Source organism: Hallella mizrahii, assembly GCF_009695775.1.
GTDB lineage: Bacteria > Bacteroidota > Bacteroidia > Bacteroidales > Bacteroidaceae > Prevotella > Prevotella mizrahii.
The window spans coordinates 35852-53597 of the sequence record NZ_VUNG01000027.1 but is presented as its reverse complement, the minus strand read 5'-3'; the positions used below and the strand labels follow the sequence as shown (position 1 = coordinate 53597).

The following is a 17746-nucleotide window of genomic DNA, read 5'->3' as shown; positions in this document are numbered from 1 at the left end:
GGCGTTTCTTGTGTACGAACATGATGCAAAGATAGCTTGCGCCACCCAAAAATCCAAATACAAAGTGTCACTTTATTGATTTTTAATGATTTACGGCCGTTAACGGCTATTAACGTGGAAAACAGGAAGATATTAAAGACATGTGGCACGCGGCATGGGATGATTACCGTCACGTGGATGTTTATCGTCACATGTCATGGGATGATTACCATCACGTGGCATGTTTACCATCACATGTCATGGGATGATTACCGTCAAGGGGGTTAGGGCGGGGATGAACCCCGCCCCTACGAACCTACCACAATCTGGTATTACTGGCGTCCACCGTTACGGCGGTGATGAGGCCCTGTCGGTAGTCTCCAAGATACTTTGTTGAGAAAACTGACATTTTTCGCTACTGTGGCTGCGATTTTCGGAAGCAACCGGTCTTTTGCCCGGATTTTCTCGATTTTTTGGCCATATTTTGCAAGTTATTGATAGTCAAGAAGATAGCTAATAAGCACTGTCTCTGTGGGCTCGAGCCATCGGCTTGGTCGATGAGAAACAACTGTTTTGTGCTGATCATCTCAGTGTTTTGTGGCGGTCATCTCAGTTGTTTCTCGATGTCAAACAACTGAGATGACTTGCTCATCACATTGTTTTTTGCGGACAAGACACACAAAACAGCCGTTTCGTCCTTACCGTTTTGCCTTTTTTTGCCTTTCGGCTTCTCTAGATTGAAAAAGTGCGATGTATGTTTTTTTCCAATGTCGTAACCTGCACATGGAAAAAAGGTGACGTTCCGATTTGTGCTTTTAAAAGAAAGTGTTACCTTTGCAGGCAACGCTCTATTCATCACTATCATTTACAGCATCTATGATCATTATTGCGACGATACTTCTATATTTTCTTTGCTTACTATTTCTGTCGTGGCTGACCAGCCGCCATGCCGATAACCGTGACTTCTTCAATGCCCGTCGCAGCTCGCCGTGGACGATGGTCGCCTTTGGTATGATCGGTGCCAGCATCTCGGGAGTGACGTTTGTCTCCGTGCCCGGCATGGTGCTCAGCGTGCAGATGACCTACTTGCAGATGTGCTTGGGCTATATCCTGGGCTACTTTGCCGTGGCCTTTGTCTTGTTGCCTGTCTACTACCGTCTCAGGCTGACGAGCATCTACACCTACCTGCAGGGTAGGCTGGGGGCACGCAGCTATGCCACCGGGGCTTCGTTTTTCCTCATTGGCAAGCTGACGGGATCGGCAGTGAAGTTCTACGTTGTATGCATGATCCTCCAGCGTTTTGTCCTCGATGCCTACCATGTGCCGTTTGTCGTGACGGTGTCGTCGCTGGTGCTGCTCATCTGGCTCTACACGCGTCGTGGCGGTATTCGCACGCTCGTGTGGACCGACTCTTTTCAGACACTTTGCATCTTGGTCGCGCTGGTGCTCATCATTTTCAGTGCGACGCGCGCCCTCGGCATGTCGCTCTCCGATGCCGTCGTGGCGGTAGCCCACGACAGTCGTTCGCGCGTCTTTGTCTTCGATGACTGGCGGTCAACGCAGAACTTTTGGAAGCAGTTTTTCTCCGGCGTGTTCATCGTGGTGGTGATGACAGGTCTCGATCAGGACATAATGCAGAAAAACCTCACGTGCCGCACGCTGCGCGAGGCGCAAAAGGATCTGTGCTCCTATGGCTTCGCCTTTCTTCCGGCCAACCTTCTGTTGCTGGCACTTGGTGTCTTGCTGGCCCTGCTCGCTCAACGATGGGGCATGGCCTTGCCGGCAAACACAGACGAGCTGATGCTCAACTTCACAGCCGGCGGGCGTCTGGGACCTGTGGTGACGGTCCTTTTCTCCATCGGCATTGTGGCCGCCTGTTTCTCCTCGGCCGACTCAGCACTGACGGCGTTGACGACGAGCGTGTGTGTCGATCTGTTCCGTCGGCCTGCCGATGAGCAGTTGCGCAAGCGCGCGCATGTCGTCATCGCCGTAGTGTTCGTGGTGTTTATTCTTGTCTTTGCCCGTCTCAACTCCACCAGCCTGCTGCAGGCCGTGTTGATGCTGGTTGGCTATACCTATGGTCCGCTGCTCGGCTTGTTTGCCTACGGACTGTTCACGCGTCGTGGCGTGCGTGACCGTTGGGTACCATACGTCTGTGTGGCTTCGCCACTGCTCTGTCTTGCCGCCGACATTCTTGCCCGCCGCTGTTTCGACTATCAGTTCGGCTACGAATTGCTCATGTTCAATGGAGCTCTGACCTTCATGGGGGTGTGGCTGACAGCTCCTTCCGCTCATCTGCCGTATGAGCGTCGGCATGGCGGCACATCCCGACTGTTCTCACGTACACTTTCTGATTAGAGGGTTAGGGCGGGGATAAACCCTGCCCTAACTACATTGTCACCCTTGACACTGAATTTCGGGGTTAGGGCGGGGATGAACCCCGCCCCTACATTGTCACCCTTGACACAGAATTGCGGGGAATTGTCTCCGCTCCTAAATCCGTTTGAAGTGGTGGGTTCGTAGGGGCGGGGTTTATCCCTGCCCTAACCCCCTTGTCGGTAATCATTCTCCCCGCCCTCACCCCCGTGACGGTAATCATTCCACCCCCGTGCCACATGTTTTTATGGCGCACTGGATATTTCCCGTGGGCCGATATGTTCATAATTGGTTAAAGAGGTCCATAACTCAAGGAAAATATTCATAGGCAGGCTTAAGCTCCCGATGGAGCTATGGTGTGGAAGTGATGGGGCAGCCTTTCAAGACGCTATGGACTATCTTCCGGCCGCAGGATTTTATGCCCAAGGGGCAATTTTACGCGTTAGCGATTTTCGTCATGGGCAGGCTTGACACCAAAGGTGTGGGGCTAAAGCTATGGGGTAGGCGGCGAGCTTGCTCGCAAGACTACCCCATAGCTTTAGACCCATTGCTCCTTGGGGAGCATAAGCATGACCATGATTTTCTTTTCTCTTTTCCGTTTAAAATGCCAAAGCGATAATGGCAGCATAAAGATTTATATTTCCTCTCACTATGATTCCACGGAAAATGTCCAGTGCGCCGTTTTTATATCTTTTTCGGGGTTAGGGCGGGGATGAACCCCGCCCCTACATTGTCACCCTTGACACTGAATTGCGGGGAATTGTCTCCGCTCCTAAATCCGTTTGAAGTGGTGGGTTCGTAGGGGCGGGGTTTATCCCCGCCCTAACCCCGTAAAACATATGAGTGGGCCGATATAGTCACCAATCTTGGAACTTGGGTGTCCCAATGACGAAAGCAGGAAAAAGATAACCGAATATCAAGCAGACCAGTTCTCGATATTCGGTTATATTCTTATTACCTCAATGGGGTTGAGGCATCACATCTTCGACCGCTGATAGTCTCTTGGCGACATGCCATACATATTCTTGAACATCGTGGAGAAGCTCGCCGAGTTGGAGAATCCGCAGGCATACATCACCTCGGTGATGCTCTGTTTCGGATTCTCGAGCAGACGTGCAGCTTGCTTGAGCCGCAGGTTCTTGATGAAGTTGTGCGGTGTCTGGTTGGTGAGTTCCTTCATCTTTCGATAGAGGTGCACACGGCTGATGCCCACCTGGTCGGCAATGTCGTCCACGCCCAGGTCGGAGTTGCTCAGGTTGTCGTTGATGACATCCATGACACGCTGCAGGAATTTGTCGTCGGGCGTCTGCACGTCCACCTTGTTGATCTTGTCGGCCTGGTCTTCCTGTCCGGTGAACTTGTTTTTCAGCGTACGTCTCACGGCGAGGAGGTTGGCGATGGTGCGTCGCAAGATATCCATGTTGAAGGGTTTGACCACGTAAGCGTCGGCACCGGTCTCCAGCCCCTCCATGCGGTCCTCGTCTCGGCTTTTAGCTGTGAGCAGGATGACGGGGAGATGGTTGGTGTTGATGTTTGACTTGAGCTTGGTGCAGAGCGTGATGCCGTCCATCTCGGGCATCATCACGTCGCTGATGACCAGGTCGGGCATGTCCTTGAGGATAGCCGCGAGAGCCACCTTGCCGTTGGGATAGTAGCAGACATTGTATTCATTGCTCAGCTCCGTCTGCAGGTAGCTGGCGATCTCGTCGTCGTCCTCCACGACGGCAATCGTCGGTTTGCTGTTGTCGTCGCGTGTGGCAACGGGATGCACGAGGGGATCCGCCTCCATGTCTTTGAGTTCCTGCGCCAGTTGCTTGTCGGCTTCACTGTTGTCGTGCTCAACCGGTGTCATGCTGCCGTCGTCTGCCACCATCTCCTCGGGTTTGAGATGGCTGTTGCCCAAAGGCAGTGTGACGATAAAGGAGGCGCCCGGTCCGTCGCTGTTGTTGCGTGCGGTGATCGTGCCATAGTGGAGTTCCACGAGCGAACGGGTGAGGTCGAGGCCGATGCCCGTACCCGTGTTGCGCTCTCCAATGCTGGTCGGACTTTGATAGAAGCGCTGGAAGATCGTCTCGAGCTTGTCCTTAGGAATGCCGCATCCCGTGTCGCGCACGGTGATGATGGCGTCGGTGTCGGTATGAGTCAGGCTGATGTTCACCTCACCGCCCGTGGGGGTGAACTTAAAGGCATTGGAGAGCAGGTTCATGATCACCTTGTCGAAGTTGTCGCGGTCCACCCACACAGGCAGCGTGTCGCTGTCGTGGTGGAAGGCGAAACGTATCTTCTTGATGTTGGCCTGCTGCTGGAAGAGCTGCACCTCGTCGTCGATGAAGCCTACCATGTCGGTTTTCCGCATGTGCATGGCCATCTTTCCCTTGTCGATTTTCCGGAGGTCCATCATCTGGTTGACGAGGTGAAGGATACGCTCGGCATTGCGGCGCATGAGCGCATAGGTGTTTTGGCGCTGCGGGTCGCGGTCGGTCTTGATGAGCGAGAGCAGCGGGGTGATGATCAGGGTGAGCGGGGTGCGGATGTCGTGGCTGATGTTGACGAAGAACCGAAGCTTGGCCTCACCCATCTCTTCGGCATGGATATGCTCCTGGAGCGTGAGATGCTCCTGCTCCTTGCGCTTGCGGTAGGCAAGATAGGCGTAGAATGCCCAGACCAGCAACGCGAGATAGACAAACTTGGCAGGCCATGAGGCGTACCATGCGGGACGGATCTCGACGATGAATTCCTCCTCGGCCGACGACTCGCCGTTGTAGAGAGCCTTGACACGGAACTGGTATTTTCCGGCGGGCAGATGGGCGAAGGACAGCACATTCTGTCCCTGAGCCAGTGTCTTCCATCCCTCGTTGTTGATGCTGTAGGCGTAGGTCACCTGCTCCACATCGTTATAGGTGAGTGTTGTCAGCTCCAGCGAGAAGCTGTTGTCGTCCTGTGCCAGGGAGAACAGATGTGATTCGTAGCAAGGCTCCTCGGTGATGGTGAACCATCCCGACTTCATTCCTGCGATCACGGGTGTGTTGCCTACGAAGAAGTGCGAGATGTGGACGGAAGCCTTCCATGGTGAATGTCCGATATGCGAAGGGTCGAAGACGTTGATGCCTCCCGGTCCTCCGACGAGCATCCTGCCGTCGGCAGAGAGCGAGACGGCGCCGTCGCTGAACTCATTGCTTTGCAGTCCATTGCCGACAAAGAAGCTTTGTGTCTTGCCCGTGCGCATGTCCATACAGCAGAGTCCGTGGAGGGTGCCGAGCCATAGCCGGTGCTGGCGGTCTTCCTGCATGAAGGCCACGCTGTTGTCGGGCAGTCCCTGCCGTACGGTATAGACGAGCGGCTTGCGCCAGTGAGCCTTGTCGTGGCAGTAGAGCACGTCGTTGCTGCCTACCCACACGCGGTCACGGCTGTCGACATAGAGGCTGTGGGCAAACGATCCCTGGTCGACGCTGTTCACGCCGAAGGTGCTCAGCCAGCTGTCGCGCTTGAGATCGAGGCAGGCTATGCCCACCGAGTTGGCTACATAGAGGCGGTTGCCGTCGCGCGAGAACGCCAGCTTGAAGATGAAGTTGTTGGGCAGGCTGTTGGCCTTCAGGTTGCCGTCGGCGTTCTTTGCCATGACATAGTGGCGTCGGGTGCCGTCAGGCCGGATCATGAAGAGGCCGTTGCCGAGGGTAGCCAGCCACATATTGCCTCGGGCATCGCTTTTGATGTCGAAGACGCTCACGCCCTGTCCGAGATCCACGGGATGGTAAGTGTTGCCCTCAAGATACCCGCAGCCTTCGAGGTAGCTGCCTATCCAGAGCCGGTGGCGGCTGTCGAGGCAGAGCGCCTCAATGGTTTTGGGGAAGGTGAGGTGGCGGAGCTGTTTGCCCGTGGCGTCGAGCTGGTAGAGGCCATCGCGGTCAGTTCCCACCCACATCGTGCCGTCCTCGCCGAAGAGTACGCGCGTGACACAGTTGCCCCCGATGGGGCTGGTGTTGCCCGCACGGTAGCCGATATATCCAAAGTCAAAGGCCAGGGCAGGCTGCATGAAGAGTCCTTTTTGGAGCATCGTCATCCAGATGTTGCCCTGCCGGTCTTGGATGATGGAGTTGACTTTGCCGGTGGTGAGGTCGATGCGGTTGGTATAGAACGGGTTGTTGACCACGATGCCTGTTGCAGGGTGATAGGAGAACAGGCCGTGTCCATCGCTGCCGACATATACCTTGCCTGAAGGAGCAACAAAGATACACGACACGGCGAGTTTGCCCAAGGCACTGATCTGGGTAAAAGGTGACGTGCCGCCGCGTGAGAGATAGACGCCGTCGCCCGTCGTGCCGATATAGACATTGCCCAGCGCATCGCAGACGATGGAGGTCACGGCCTGGTCGCCTTTGCCCAAAAACTTCTGAGCGAGTCGTCCCTGATGGTCCAGACACAGCAGGCGGCCGTCCTCGGTGTTGATCCACAAACGGCCCAGCCGGTCTTCTGCCATCCGCCGGATGTATTTCAACTTGCTAATTGCGCCCTTCACCGGGCGGCATACATAGTCGTTGGCTTGGGCGGTGGGCTGGAGGATGCCATATCCCGACGTGCCGATGAGCACTTGACCATTGTGGCGCACGACGATGTCGTTGACGTAGGTCTTGATGAGTTGGTGCTCGGCATTGTAGATTTTGTAAGCGTGGAACTGCTGTCCGTCGTAACTCATGAGGCCTTTGTTGGAGCCCAGAAGGATGTTGCCCTGCCGGTCCTGTTCCACCTTATTAATATAGTTGCTGTCAAATCCGCGCGCGCCGGCATTGTCGCGGTTGATGACAACGAAGTGATAGCCGTCGAAGAAATTCAAGCCATTGCGCGTGGTAACCCAGATGAAGCCACGGCTGTCTTGAAACACCTGGTTGGCAAAACTGCTCGACAAGCCGTTTTCGGTGTTATAGAGTTTGCCGGTCTGAGCCTCCGCAAAGGCGGAAGTCAATAATAGGATAAGGAAGAAAAGTGTCTGTCTAAGGTTCCGCATGATGGTTTTAATCTGTGTCGGTGACACGATGTTATGTTATTAAGTTTTGGTGAGACACGGCATCCGGAAGTAAACGGTTTACGGCGGAACGTCGCGGCTCCTGTCTTTGTAGCCACAAAGATAGTAAAAAAATGGTAAGTCATTACGTCTTTATCTCAAAAAAAGTGGCTGAAAAGACATTTTATAAAGAAAATGTTACACTGCGATACAAATATCAAAACTCTATGAGACTAATAATAAAGTAAGATAAGGACGAATGTCGTAATTTTGCAGCAGAAATCAAATCTCCCAAAAATGAAAACGACAAAAACTGCTTTAACTACTCTCATGCTCATGGCAGCACTCGGCACCAGTGCCCAGCAGCTGACCCTGCAACTCGACAAAGCCCAGAAGGCGGTAAGCCCGACACTATATGGTATGATGACCGAGGAGATCAACTTCTCCTATGAAGGCGGTCTCTACGCTCAGATCCTGCGCGACCCTTCCTTCCGTGAGGATGTCAACGGACAGCGTCGCAACCCATGGACGCCCTGGCATTCGGGAGGACCCAAATACTGGCTGGCTACCGACACGCTCGCCTCACAACTTACGCTCACGCAGAAGGGCGGATACAACCGTGCCAATCCCGCGGTGCTGAAATGGAAGGCTAAGGCTGGAGCAAGCATTGCCAACGGTGGATTCTGGGGTGTGCCCATCCGCGCGAAAGAACACTATAAAGGATATGTCATCGCCAAAACCGAGAAAGGCAGTGGCACTTCGTTCACGCTGAGCCTTGTCAGCAACGACGGCAAGACGGTCTTTGCCTCCACAAAGATCGACGGACTCGGGGAGAACTGGCAGAAGAAGAGCTTCGAGCTGACCGTGCCCGAAAAGGTCAAGGCCACGAAGGACGCTCGCTTTGTCATCATCGCTGACAATGAGGGAACGTATGACTTGAGCAAAACGGTGCTCTTCCCTGAGACGTTCAACAACCGGCCTAACGGACTCCGCAAGGATCTCATGGAGATGATGTGCCGGATGAAACCGAAGTTCCTGCGCTTCCCCGGCGGCAACTACCTCGAGGGCAATGATTTCCGCAACCGCTTCGACTGGAAGCGCACCATCGGCGATCCCGATGAGCGACCGGGCCACATGAGTCCTTGGGGCTATCGCTCTACCGACGGTCTTGGTCTATTGGAGTTCCTGGAGTGGGCGGAGGACTGTGGCGCAGAGCCGATCCTCGGTGTCTTTGCCGGTTACACGCTCAGCGGCGACCACCTCACTGCCGACTACATCGACGGCTTCGTTCAGGATGCCCTCGACGAGATCGAGTATGTCACGGGCGGTCCTGAGACCAAGTGGGGCGCACAGCGTGTGCGCGACGGACATCCCCAGCCGTTCCCACTGCACTATGTGGAGATCGGCAATGAGGACTTCTTCGACGAGAGCGGCTCTTATGCCGGACGCTATAAAAAACTTTATGACGCCATCAAAGCCAAGTATCCTCAGCTGCAGCTTATCTCTACCGCTGATCAGAAGATGGTGGAGCACTGGGCACAGGAGACGGGCGTGACCGGACTGAAGTTCGATGTCATCGATGAGCACTACTATCGCAGTACGGGTGACATGTATGCGGCTGCCAACCAATACGACAAATACGACCGCAAAGGTCCGAAGATCTTCTGCGGCGAGTGGGCAGCGCGCGAGGGCAAGCCGACCACCAATATGAATGCGGCGCTTGGCGACGCTGCCTGGATGACAGGTATGGAGCGCAACGCCGACCTGCTGATCGGTCACTGCTACGCACCGCTCTTCGTCAACGTCAACAAAGGTGGCATGCAATGGGAGAGCGACCTCATCGGATACGACGCGCTCAACGCCTACGGCTCGCCGTCCTACTACGCTCAGTGTATGTTCGCCCAGAATGTGGGCAACCGCATTGTGCCGATGGTCGACAAGGACATGCCAACAATGGAATACGAGGGTAAGAAGCTGCCGCAACTATACTACTCGGCAACGACCGACACGCAGTCGGGACGTACATACCTGAAGGTTGTCAACGGCGGAAAGACAGCACAGACGCTCACCGTCACCGTCAGCGGCGGTAAGGTAGCCGGAAAGGGTACCATCACCACGCTCAAGGCTGCCAAGCCCGAGGACACCAACTCCATCGACAACCCCAAGCATGTCGTGCCGGTGACCGCCAAACAGAAGACCGGCAAGACTTTCAAGGTGGTGCTCGCACCGCTGTCGGTCAATGTGATCAAGATGTGAGGAGTATATAAGATGAATATAAGGTTAATATAATGTGAAGAATATGGCTTCATGAATAATGCTATAAGTTTAGGTTTTTAGAAGTGTAAAGTTAGGTTACAAGATGTTATGTAGGTTCGCTGTACTTACTTTTTTTCAGTAAGACAGATGATTTTAATGATTCCTAAGGCTCTCCGTAGTGATTACGGGGGGCCTTGATTGTGTTGAATAGGTTCGTATCACTCAGTGGCCACCTTGAAGTCGCTGACAGTTCCTGACTTCGTCAATGCGTCACCCTGAATCGAGAATAAGTTTTTGGAAAATAGTCACGTACAGACTTTAGCTCCCCATGGAGCTATGGTGCTGAGGTGATGGGGACAGCCTTACGAGCAAGCTCGTCGGCTGTCCCCATCACCTCAGCACCACCCCCTACGGGGGACAAAGCCTGCCCGTGACGAAAATCGCTATCGCGTAAAATTGCGCAGAGCGCATAAAATATTCAGCCCCCCCCTAAATCTGATCACAATTATTTTAGAAAGCCTTGATGATATCATCGTAGTAATAATAACGCTCTATCTGTGCTTTGGGCCATGTACCGAAGTTCACCAGAATGGCTATTGGAAACGATGTGCCGCGAAGATAACCAAACGTCTGAAACTGCTCTTTGTTCGTGATAGTCTTGATGGACTTGCACTCTATGATGACATTGCCACGGGGCATTATCACGACCATATCCATCTTGATGTAGCTTTCGAGTTGTTCTCCGTCGAAAAACGGATGATATATGAACTCCTTCCTTGCATCAAACTTTTCTTTAACCAATTTTCTGCACAAAGCCTCCTGGTAGATATATTCCGGCATTCCGGGTCCCAATTGTCTGTGGACATATTGCATACAGCCAATAATGCCATAAACATATTGAATGAGGGACTGATGAAGATCAGAATCGAGGAGAGAACGAGAAATAGACAAATCATTCATGTACTGCGTTTTACTTACAAACGATTATTCAGCCGCTTTATTTTATGCGTTATGCGCAATTTTATGCCTTGGCAATTTTCTTCATGTACAGGCTTTGACCCCGAAAGGGGTGAGTCTCAACCAGCGGGATAGCCGTCGAGCTTGCTCGTAAGGCTATCCCGCTGGTTGAGACTCAGAGCTCCTCATGGAGCGTAAGCCTGTACATGATTTTCTTTTTTCGTATCACCTGGATACGGCAAGGCAATATGAGTCAGGACAAAGACATTGACTGTCTGCCGGGCTGTTAAGGAGGAATATCATTCCATAATTCGTAATTGCGTCACTATCAATTGCTGAAATATAGATAACCGTCATAGTGCACTTTCAACAGTTGCAATGTTTTCTCATAGGTATATTCCAATGTCTCTGCCATATCCTGGATGGAAGATGCAAAGACCTCAGACAATTCCTCTTCAATAATTCATGAGCCATCGCGGTAGTCATCGTATGGCGTCCTATAACCCTGTTCCGTCGACCCTTATCGCGATTCCGATACGCAAAAAGTCCTTTCTCATGTCGGTTTTCTCGGATTTTATGCTTACCTTTGCGAGCCTAAAGTGAAAGATGATGCAGTATCATCCGACCGCATAACAACAATCTCAACTTTCTTTGTTTGAGATCCTCACCAGACTAATTCCAACATTAACAATCTTCTTCCATAGATTTTAACGTACAACAATATGAACATCAATTTCAGACAACTCACGCTCAGCGCTGCCCTGACTCTTGTCTTCGGCTTGCCTGCCAACGCTCATAACAGCGTTGTCGGCCTCGATAACAGCGTGATGCGCAAAGACTCCACCGTACACAATGACTCCATCGCGAAGAGACATTCCGCTGACAAGGCCAAGAAAGACTCCACAGCCGCCAAGAAGGAAAACGCCTACGACAAACTCATGAAGAAAGGCGGCTCGGTACGTAACGGACTCTTCACCGTGCGACATATCGAGGATAAATGGTATTTTGAGGTGCCACAACGCATCACCGACCGCATGCTCTTAGCGGTGACACGTTTCACCTCAGTGCCGCAGGCCTTCAAGGAACTGCCCGGTGAGGAGGTCAACCACAGCACCATCTATTTCGAAAAGCGTGATGACAAGACGCTGCTGCTCCGCGCCTATGCCAAGACACAGGTCGCCGACGACAAGGAACAGATGGCGCAACTCGTCGAAAAGTCCACGATCGACCCCATCGTGGCGAAGTTCGACATCATCGGAAAGAATCCCAAGACCGGTGACATGCTCGTGGAGGTGAGTAAGTTCTTCGTTCAGGACAACAACATCTTCGGACTCTCATCGTCGGACCGCAAGGTTGTCAACGTCACGGCCTTGCAGGCTGATCGTAGCTTCATTGACACGATGACGGTCTATCCCATCAACGTCGAGGTGAGGACGCTGCGCACCTATAGCTGTCCCGACGGCAGGATGCCGGCGTCAAGGACCGGTTTTGTCACCGTCGGCATGAACACGAGCATCGTGCTCCTGCCCGAGAAGCCGATGCAGCCACGTATCGCCGACAACCGTGTAGGATTTTTCGAGACCCGTCAGACACGCTTCTCCGACGGTGCGCCCTCGAAAGGCTACGCCATCATCAACCGCTATCGCCTGGAGCCCAAGGACCCGAAGGCCTATAAACAGGGCAAGCTCGTGGAACCGAAAAAGCAGATCGTCTACTATATCGACCCGGCAACGCCAAAGAAATGGGTGCCCTATCTCATCGCCGGCATCAACGACTGGAACGCTGCCTTTGAGGCTGCCGGATTTAAAAACGCCATCGTTGCCCGTGAAGTGCCCAAGGGCAGCGACATCAGTCCCGACGACGCACGCTACTGTTTCCTGCGCTATCTGCCTTCCGAAACGGAGAACGCCTATGGTCCGTGCATCGTTGACCCGCGCAGCGGCGAGATCATCGAGAGCCATATCTGCTGGTATCACAACGTGATGAACCTCGTACGCAAATGGTATATCACCCAGTGCGGGCCGCTCGACAAGCGTGCTCAGACCATGCAACTGCCCGACAAGCTCATGGGCGAGCTCATCCGCTTTGTCTCTTCCCATGAGGTCGGCCACACGCTGGGACTGCGCCACAACATGATCGCCAGCAGTGCCACACCCGTGGAGAAGCTCCGCGACAAGAAGTGGGTGGAGGCCAATGGCCACACGGTGAGCATCATGGACTATGCACGCTTCAACTATGTGGCTCAGCCCGAGGACGGCGTGTCGGAGCGCGGACTGTTCCCACGCATCAATGTCTACGACAAATGGGCCATCAAATGGGGCTACCAGTATCGTCCGGAATTCAAGGATCCATGGAAAGAAGCCAAGCAGCTCCGCACCGAAGTCAGCGAGGCGCTCAGCCACGACCATCGACTGGCCTACTGCGGTGACGAGGGACGAGGGCAGGATCCACGCAGCCAGACCGAGAGCCTCGGTGACGACAACATGAAAGCCAGCGACTATGGCATCAAGAATTTGAAGCGCGTCATCGCTCATCTCGAAAAGTGGACGGCACAACCCGACGGCCAGTACGACGACCTTGAGGAGATGCATAAGTCCGTGCGCTCGCAGTTTGCCCGCTATTGTCTCCATGTGCAGCGCAACATCGGCGGCATGTATACCAATACGATCCCCGGCATGCCCGTCACGGAAGTCGTTCCCCGCGACGTGCAGAAGGAAGCCATTGACTGGTGCGCCCGCAATGTCTTCGAGGCTCCGCTGTGGCTCTATCCCACGAGCATCTGTACGAAACTCAACCTCGACGCTGAGGACGAGATCGTGAACCGGGCCCGCACGCTCGTCTCCTACCTGCTCTCCTCCAACATGGTGGCCAACCAGTATAAGAAGAGCCAGCGTGCGCTCAAGCCCTATCCCGTGCAGGAATATCTCACCGACGTCTTCCACGCTGTGTGGAAACCGTTGGGAAAGGAAGGCGACAAGCAGGACTACTATCGCCGCCAACTGGAGCGTGCTTACGTCAACACGCTCAACCAGGATATCAATGCGGATCCGTCGAAGGACAAGAGCACGCTTAGCCTCAATGCTGCCAACTCCGATGCCCGTCTCTTCCTGCTCCAGCATCTCGACACCGTGGAGACGTTCTGCCGCAAGCAGCAGGCTTCGCTGTCCTCCAACAGCCTCAATGCACTGCACTACGCTGAACTCATCCACGAGATAGAACTCATCCGAAAGAAGTACGACAAGGCGGAGTAAGACAACAGAGAATAGTAATTGGGTCAAGGAAACGGGGATGCATGAATATTAACTCGAACGAGGATAAGTGTCCTCAATGCATGGCTCAATTACTTATTTGGTTTTATATGTGTGCGTATGTCATGCTATTTATGCTGAGGTTTCCTTATCTTTCTTGATGATAAGGAAACCTCAGCGTTTTCTGACAATTCTTTCTTCTATTTTTGTATTGCGTGGCTAAAGGTAATCATTTGCGTTTTTTCCTGAGATTTCCGTTCTTCTTATAGTGTCAGATTTCCGTTAGTTGATAAAAAACTCTCTTTCGTTGAATTTTAAAACACTTTCACGCATGAATATTTGCGTATATGGGATAAATAGTCTATCTTTGCACTCGAAAAGAAATATATATCGTTCGTTAGTTACAACAGCTTTTTTATTCAACTATCCAGACCATCCTTTTCGTGAGAAAGGGATGGCTTTTTTTTGCCCTCATTGATGGATCTCTTTTCTATCCTTTGTTCTGCTTACTTACGTCTCTTTATAGCACTGTGTCATTGATATACATCAATTAAGTGCCAATCTGTAAGTGTTATCCCAATAAATCATTTCAATATTGCATTCATCTTGTCTTTGATTAGGCATGGTGTAAGCAATATATATTATTTATATAACTTTTTGTTAGTAATACTTGTTAGTTGCTGACAAAATGATTACTTTTGCAGCATAATCATAAATCAGTGATAACAAAAGTAGAAAGAAATTAAACTTATTGCTTATGAAGCCGAATCCATCCACAGCGGTTGCCGCTACTATAGCTACAGCAAGCGCCTCTCAAGCACAAGCGAAAGCACCCGGACTGGTACGTGTACTGGGGCTGAAAGAATCAATTGGTATGACTATAGGCACCGTTGTCGGTGTCGGTATCTTCACATGCGGCAGCGCGCAGGTAGGACTGGTGGGTCCCTGGATCATAGTCTTCACCTTTCTCTCACTGCTGGTGAGCATCTGGCCCTGTATGATCTACGGCGAGATGGCGGCAGTGCTGCCTGAGGCAGGCGGTACCTACAACTATGCCAAGCGTGGTCTGAACAAGGTGTGGGCCATCATTGCCGGTTGGCAGTATATCATCTCGGTGGTCGGCATCGGTGCCGGCGAGACGCTGGCGTTCTCCAATTATTTCAAGATACTGATGAGCGCCTTGGGTGTTGACATCTCCATGATCGATGACCGTGTGATCGCCTGCAGCCTTGTGGCGATCTTCCTCGTCATCAACTGTCTCGGCATCAAGCAGAGCGGTAAGGTACAAAACGGCTTTATCTTCTTCTTCTGGGGCATGACAATCCTGTGGTTCTGCTATATGATTCCTCATGTGCACCTGGCATATTTCGGTGGATTCACCATGGACAAGATGCCGCCGTTCAATGAGATGATGTATATCTTCGGACTCGTATGGTGGTGCTACACCGGTTTTGAAACCTGCTGCTCGGTAGGTGGCGAGACCAAATTCCCGCAGTATACCTTGCCGCGTGCGCTGAAGCTCAGCGTATTCCTGGTGTTTGCCGTCAACGCGCTGTTTCAGTGGTTCCTCGTGGCACTGGTCAGCCCCGACTTCTACGGCACACTGGCCGTGTCAGACGCTCCTTATGCTGAGGGTCTGAAAGCTGCCGGACTTGTCGGCGCACCGATCATCCTGCTCTGTATCGCCATCACCTTTGGCGGCGACCTGAGCACTATCAACCCCGGCATTGCCGCTCCTGCCCGCTATATCTATACGATGGCTGAAGATCACAGCCTTCCTAAGTTCCTCGGAAAGATCAGCCCACGCTTCAACACGCCCAACAACGCCATCCTCCTCGTGGGTATCATCAACTTCATTCTCATTGCCACCAACTCTATCACCTACATTGCCTCGGTGTCACTCATCTCTCTGGCCGTTTGCTACATGATTGGCTGCCTGGCCTATCTCGGCTTGAAAAAGAAGTACCCTGATCTGAAGCGACCCTACAAAGCACCGATGGGTGTCTTTGGCAGTTGGTTTACCATTGTGGTCTATGCCTTCATGCTCTGCTTTGCCGACCGCATGGCACTGATCACCGCCGCCATCATCGGCGTAGCCTCTCTGGTTTATTTCTTCCTCTACACACGTGGCCATAAGGATGTCATGCCGACTCTCGAAGAGGAGATCGGCGAGATCGACGAACCCACCGTTAAGGAGAGACTGCATATCGACAGAGAGTACAAGATCTGGGCATGGGGCACTGCTGCTGTCACCGTCGTGGCACTGGCCATCTATCTCATCCCTATCCTCTTTTAGCATCAGCATCGCCTATGTATAGAATCACCATAGAACAGACATCCTACGCGTTTCCTGACCTGAAGGCGCTCATGGCCAAGGCCACACCGATCAGGTCGGGAGACCAACTCGCCGGCATCGCTGCCAAGAGCATGGAGGAACATGTGGCAGCGCAGATGTGCCTGGCCGACGTGCCCCTGCGCCGCTTTCTCGAAGAGCCGCTCATCGACTACGACAAAGACGAGGTCACGCGGCTCATCATCGACAGCCATGACGCTCAGGCCTTCCAGCCTATCAGCAGTCTCACCGTCGGGGAGTTCCGCAACTGGATCCTCAACGATCACACCACCACGGCGATGCTCTCTGCCGCTGCGCCGGGCATCACACCGGAGATGGCGGCCGCGGTCTCGAAGATCATGCGCAATCAGGACCTTGTCCTCGCGGCGCAGAAATGCCATGTCGAAACGGCGTTCCGAGACACCATCGGCCTGAAAGGATGCATGGCCTCACGTCTGCAACCCAACAGTCCTACCGACGACCTCAAGGGTATCGCCGCGAGTATCATCGACGGACTGATGTACGGCTGTGGTGACGCCGTCATCGGCATCAACCCCGCAAGCGACTCTCTGCCGTTGCTCATAGAGATGGAGAAGATGCTCGACGGTATCATCTCGGGCTACGACATACCGACACAGAGCTGTGTGCTCAGCCATATCACCACAGGCATCGAGATGATCAACCGCGGCGCACCGCTCGACTTGCTCTTCCAGAGCATTGCCGGTACGGAAAAGGCTAACGCGGGCTTCGGCATCAACCTCAAACTTCTCGATGAGGGCTACGAGGCCGTGAAGAGTCTGCACCGGGGCACGTTGGGTGACAACTGCATGTATTTCGAGACCGGACAGGGCTCGGCTCTCTCTTCTGACGCCAACTTTGGTGTGGACGAACAGACGTGCGAGGCGCGCTGCTATGCCGTGGCCCGCCGCTATCATCCGTTGCTCGTCAACACGGTGGTGGGCTTTATCGGACCGGAATATCTCTACGACGGCAAACAGATCACGCGCGCCGGACTCGAAGACCACTTCTGCGGCAAGCTCATGGGCGTGCCGATGGGCTGCGACATCTGTTATACCAATCATGCCGAAGCCGACCAGGACGACATGGACAATTTGTTGCTGCTGCTCGGCGTGGCGGGCGTGAACTATGTCATGGGCATCCCCGGTGCCGACGACATCATGCTCGGATACCAAAGCACGAGTTTCCACGACATCATCGCCACGCGCAAGATGCTCGGTAAGAAACCGGCACCGGAATTTGAGAAATGGCTCGAGGACATGAAACTCTTCAATCGCGACGGCCGCATCCTGCAAGCCTCGCCGACACACGCGCTGATGAAGCTCGTGAGCTAAAGACAGAGTAACAACGGAATAAAGCCTTTTTGTAGACAGAAAGACATAAAGGACATATAGAGCCTCCCGGATTTTGTAGACAGAAAGACATAAGGGACATATAAAGCCCCCTCGGATTCTGTAGACAGAAAGACATAAAGAACATATAGAGCCTCCCGGGTTCTGTAGGAAGAAAGACATAAAAGGTATCATTATCCTCCGCTGAATACAAAGCAGAGCCGCCCTTGGGGTGACTCTGTTTGGCGTG

The 17746-nt window shown here is 53.1% G+C and carries 7 protein-coding genes; 5 read left to right on the top strand and 2 right to left on the bottom strand.

Annotated elements, in window-relative coordinates:
* Positions 1-855: 855 nt before the first annotated feature.
* On the top strand, positions 856-2337 hold the full coding sequence (locus FYJ73_RS10425) for a sodium:solute symporter (protein ID WP_154534655.1): 1482 nt from the start codon (positions 856-858) through the stop codon (positions 2335-2337).
* Between the two features lie 994 nt (positions 2338-3331).
* Here the strand turns inward: FYJ73_RS10425 and FYJ73_RS10420 are convergent.
* Positions 3332-7357 (bottom strand): hybrid sensor histidine kinase/response regulator transcription factor, encoded by a 4026-nt coding sequence (locus FYJ73_RS10420; RefSeq protein WP_154534654.1) that lies wholly within the window; start codon positions 7355-7357, stop codon positions 3332-3334.
* A gap of 294 nt (positions 7358-7651) precedes the next feature.
* Here FYJ73_RS10420 and FYJ73_RS10415 point away from each other — a divergent pair, with 294 nt between their 5' ends.
* The gene (locus FYJ73_RS10415) at positions 7652-9610 is read left to right on the top strand and encodes an alpha-L-arabinofuranosidase C-terminal domain-containing protein (RefSeq protein ID WP_154534653.1); all 1959 of its coding nucleotides are present in this window, start codon (positions 7652-7654) and stop codon (positions 9608-9610) included.
* A 510-nt stretch (positions 9611-10120) separates the two neighbouring features.
* Here the strand turns inward: FYJ73_RS10415 and FYJ73_RS10410 are convergent.
* Complete coding sequence (locus FYJ73_RS10410; protein WP_154534652.1) at positions 10121-10570, bottom strand: GxxExxY protein; 450 nt, start codon at positions 10568-10570, stop codon at positions 10121-10123.
* Between the two features lie 719 nt (positions 10571-11289).
* Between FYJ73_RS10410 and FYJ73_RS10405 the strand changes: the two genes are divergently transcribed.
* From FYJ73_RS10405 to FYJ73_RS10395, 3 genes are all read left to right on the top strand, one after another.
* Positions 11290-13818 carry a zinc-dependent metalloprotease gene (locus tag FYJ73_RS10405; RefSeq protein WP_154534651.1) on the top strand — a complete coding sequence of 843 codons (2529 nt, stop codon included), beginning with the start codon at positions 11290-11292 and terminating at the stop codon, positions 13816-13818.
* 754 nt (positions 13819-14572) lie between these two features.
* Positions 14573-16111, top strand: a complete 1539-nt coding sequence (locus FYJ73_RS10400; RefSeq protein ID WP_154534650.1) for an APC family permease — start codon at positions 14573-14575, stop codon at positions 16109-16111.
* A gap of 14 nt (positions 16112-16125) precedes the next feature.
* Entirely contained in the window at positions 16126-17499 is a 1374-nt protein-coding gene (locus FYJ73_RS10395) for an ethanolamine ammonia-lyase subunit EutB (RefSeq protein WP_154534649.1), read from the top strand.
* Positions 17500-17746: the final 247 nt, after the last annotated feature.

Excerpts from the sequence above, each read along its gene's own strand:
- FYJ73_RS10425 (WP_154534655.1), top strand. The coding sequence starts at position 856 with ATGATCATTATTGCGACGATACTTCTATATTTTCTTTGCTTACTATTT.
- FYJ73_RS10420 (WP_154534654.1), bottom strand. The coding sequence starts at position 7,357 with ATGCGGAACCTTAGACAGACACTTTTCTTCCTTATCCTATTATTGACT.
- FYJ73_RS10415 (WP_154534653.1), top strand. The coding sequence starts at position 7,652 with ATGAAAACGACAAAAACTGCTTTAACTACTCTCATGCTCATGGCAGCA.
- FYJ73_RS10410 (WP_154534652.1), bottom strand. The coding sequence starts at position 10,570 with ATGAATGATTTGTCTATTTCTCGTTCTCTCCTCGATTCTGATCTTCAT.
- FYJ73_RS10405 (WP_154534651.1), top strand. The coding sequence starts at position 11,290 with ATGAACATCAATTTCAGACAACTCACGCTCAGCGCTGCCCTGACTCTT.
- FYJ73_RS10400 (WP_154534650.1), top strand. The coding sequence starts at position 14,573 with ATGAAGCCGAATCCATCCACAGCGGTTGCCGCTACTATAGCTACAGCA.
- FYJ73_RS10395 (WP_154534649.1), top strand. The coding sequence starts at position 16,126 with ATGTATAGAATCACCATAGAACAGACATCCTACGCGTTTCCTGACCTG.